Annotated in this window: 3 protein-coding genes; all 3 read right to left on the bottom strand. The window is 44.0% G+C overall.

Annotated features, from left to right (window positions below; translation table 11 throughout):
* Positions 1–271: 271 nt before the first annotated feature.
* Positions 272–802, bottom strand: a complete 531-nt coding sequence (locus JGK16_RS00875; protein WP_293187063.1) for a peptidoglycan-binding protein — start codon at positions 800–802, stop codon at positions 272–274.
* Between the two features lie 212 nt (positions 803–1,014).
* Positions 1,015–1,545: a peptidoglycan-binding protein gene (locus tag JGK16_RS00870; protein ID WP_293189265.1), complete on the bottom strand. Its 531-nt coding sequence runs from the start codon at positions 1,543–1,545 to the stop codon at positions 1,015–1,017.
* A 442-nt stretch (positions 1,546–1,987) separates the two neighbouring features.
* Positions 1,988–3,646: an NAD(P)H-hydrate dehydratase gene (locus JGK16_RS00865; protein WP_293187065.1), complete on the bottom strand. Its 1,659-nt coding sequence runs from the start codon at positions 3,644–3,646 to the stop codon at positions 1,988–1,990.
* Between the last annotated feature and the right edge of the window lie 94 nt (positions 3,647–3,740).

The following is a 3,740-nucleotide window of genomic DNA, read 5'->3' as shown; positions in this document are numbered from 1 at the left end:
GGCGACTCGATACAGAAAAAACTTATCTTTAACCAAGCTTGAATATATTGATCGCTCCTGCTCTTGGTTGGCAATCAATTATTCAGCAAGCCCTATATATAAAGCAATACGGTTTACTGAGGAATTGCAAAGTCAAAAGTCTTTGTAATGAGGAGTTGAATCTTGTGTTTCTTATAATAAATTTCCGTCCGAAAACCTCTATATGTAAAGTACACTGTACACTTTACATATAGAGGTTTTGCGTAAATTCTATCAATAATTAAACCGATGATTAGTGGGGTAACTTGCTGAGTCCGTACCAGGTTTTAGCACCGACAATTCCATCTTGTGGTATATTCTTGCTGATTTGGAACTGGCGCACTGCGACATCTGTCATCGTCCCAAAATATCCATCAATTGCACCGAAATAGTATCCATTGATTTTCAAGACATTTTGAACAATTTTCACAGCATTACCAGAACTGCCATTCATCAAGATGGGCATATTCACAGGTGCACCAGAATACAGTGCTTGCCAAGTTATAGAACCAACCATCCCATCTTCAGTTAAAAAGACGCGGTGTTGATAGCCTTTGACTGCTTTTTGAACTTGGGCGCCGAAGATACCGTCCATCGGGCCAGAATAATATCCCCAATGATAGAGAAGCTGTTGTAGTTCCTTGACAGCTTGACCTGTGGAACCTATTTGTAAAGTAGGTTTGTTCAGTGCGGCGGTTGCAGCAACTGCAACATTTGATTGAGGAGTAGCATCGGCGACGATAGCTACAGTTTCATTATTCGTGGTTCTTTCTTCGGTGTACATAATGTGATTCCTTTGAAGATTTAAGTTGTGGTCTTTGATATTTCAGGTATAACTGGTGAGATTTGTGGCTGCACAGTCACTTTTTTGAGTGTCACTCATTTGAGTTAGCTAAGTGTATTTGTAGTGAGGAATATAAGTGCTCAGATTTTTATGAGGACTGAAGTCCTCACTACAAACTAACTGGTAAGGTGTTTGTGGGCACCCAACGCAACTTAGTGGGGTAACTTGCTAAGAGCGTGCCAAGTTCTGTAGCCGACAATTCCATCTTGTACTAAACCCTTGCTGAGTTGGAAATGGCGGACTGCTACATCTGTCATCGGGCCAAAAAATCCGTCAATAAAGCCGAAATAGTATCCATTTAATTTCAGGACATTTTGAACAATTTTCACAGCATTACCAGAACTGCCATTCATCAGTGTCGGCATATTCACAGGTGCACCAGAGTATAGTGCTTGCCAAGTTATAGAACCGACTATCCCATCTTCCATTAAGAAGACGCGGTGTTGATAGCGTTTGACTGCTGTTTGAACTTGGACGCCGAAGATACCGTCAATCGGGCCGAAATAATATCCCCAATGAGCTAGGAGAGTTTCTAGTTCTTTGACTGCTTGACCTGTGGAACCGATTTGTAAAGTGGGTTTGTTGAGTCCTGTTGTTAGACCAACTGCAAAATTTGATTGAGCTGTAGTATCGGCGGCGATCGCCATTGTTTCATTGTTCGTGCTTTTTTCTTCGGTGTACATAATGTGCTCCTTTCAATATTTAAGTTGTGCTCTTTGATATTTCAGGTATAACTGGTGCGATTGATGGCTTCACAGTCACTTTTTCGAGTGTCACTCATTTGAGTGTCGCTCAAACGAGTGACCAATCACATCAAGAGGTTTGTAGTGAGGACTTCAGTCCTTATCAAAATCAGAGGACTAAAGTCCTTACTACAAACCAAATCAAGAGGTTTGTAGTGAGGACTTCAGTCCTTATCAAAATCAGAGGACTGAAGTCCTTACTACAAACCAAATCAAGAGGTTTGTAGTGAGGACTTCAGTCCTTATGTAGAGGACTGAAGTCCTTACTACAAACCAAATCAAGAGGTTTGTAGTGAGGACTTCAGTCCTTATCAAAAGTAGAGGACTGAAGTCCTTACTACAAACTAATGGGCGAGAATTACAGGGAATGGGACGATCGCCCTTACTGTAATTCTCGCAAGGTAGGAATTAAATACTGTGTCAAAGTAAAGGCATCTACACCTAATTCTGTCCGTTCTTTGGCTGCGGCGATTCCGGCTTGAGCGTGCCACCACGCTGCTGTTACTGCCACTTCTTGGGGGGGGGATTTACGGGCGATCGCACTTGCTAACAATCCCCCTAACAAGCCGGTGAGAACGTCGCCGCTGCCGCCTCTGGCGAGGGCTGGGGTGCTTTCGGGATTGAGATAGGTAAGGGTACGTGAAGCGTAGCTATCCCCTAGGGAATCGCCGTCATCCTCCTTCCAACTTATGCAAACTCTGGCTCCTTTGAGCAATACTGTTGCACCGCAAAGCTCTGCCGCTGCTTGAGTTGCGGCAATTCGATCGCCGCTGAGGCCCGCTAATTCGGGAAACAAACGCTTAAATTCGCCCGGGTGAGGGGTGATAATTGTCACTGCTCGGCGTTCCGACAAAATGGGAACTGTGCCGAGTTGACCGAGGATATTTAAACCGTCGGCATCTAAAACCAGAGGTCGATCGCACTCCAGTACAGATTCTACAGCGATCGCGGCTTCCAATGTCAGACCTGGCCCTGTGGCGATCGCATCGTAGCTACCCAAATCAATTGCTACCGGCAACTCCTTAATGCCACCGTTTGGGGTTTCGGGACATCCTATAACTAATGCCTCTGGTAAATGACTGCTCAACATCGGTTTAATCGACTCAGGGACGGCAATTGACAGCATTCCGACTCCGCTGGCTCTTGCTCCCAATGCGGCTAAAATTGCGGCTCCGCTGTAACGGGCCGAACCTGCAATAATTAGTAAGTGACCGTTGGTGTATTTGTGCGAAATTGGCGATCGGGGTAATGGTAAATGCTGAATTGCCGATGCTTTAGTAATGCGTTGTATTGCTGGAAAATTGCCCAATATCGCTGCAATATCTGCAACGGGAATATCAAAATCAATTAATTCTGACTTACCAATATATTCTAAAGCTTTGTCTTGTAGAAAAGCCATTTTCCACAATCCCAAACATAATGTATGTTTTGCCCGGATTGCCGTACCCAATACAGCCCCAGTATCTGTATTGATTCCCGACGGAATGTCTATACTAAAAATCGGGATGTTTAAATTATTGATTTCATCAATCGCGGCGGCTGTGGGGTTAGTGATTTCTCGTTCTAACCCAAAACCAAATAAACCATCTACGAGAAAGTCGCAGTTTTTCAGCGGTTCGATGTTCTCAACAAATGGAATATTTAAAGAACGCGCATAATCAGCGTGACTTTTGGTAAGTTCTTTGAGTTTAGAAAATGGGCAGTAAATAACTACTGGGAATCCTTTAAAGTGCAATTCGCGGGCCACAACCAAAGCATCGCCGCCGTTATGTCCCGGCCCAACTAACACCCCAATAGCTGGGAATTGAGAATTAACAATCTTTAGCCCTTCACCGCTTTTCCTTCTATACGTTACATCCGTTTCATCCGTTTCAAAATCCGTTGCCGAACTTCCCTCTTCCCTCAAAAGCACCTGAATGCGTCTAGAAATCAGGAGTGCAACTTTTTCCATTAAAGCTGCTACGGGCATTCCAGCCGCAAAGATTCTGTTTTCTATTTGCCGCATTTGGTCGGCGGTGACAACAAATTTTTGAATAGTCATAAGAAGAAGGAAGAAGGAAGAAGGAAGAAGGAAGAAGGAAGAAGGAAGAAGGAAGAAGGAAGAAGGAAGAAGGAAGAAGGAAGAAGGAAGAAGG

Origin of the sequence: Microcoleus sp. PH2017_09_SFU_O_A (genome assembly GCF_020738625.1) — a bacterium.
In the GTDB taxonomy this organism is placed as follows: domain Bacteria; phylum Cyanobacteriota; class Cyanobacteriia; order Cyanobacteriales; family Microcoleaceae; genus Microcoleus.
Note: the sequence above shows the minus strand (reverse complement) of the source record. Positions and strands in the feature narration are given on the sequence as shown.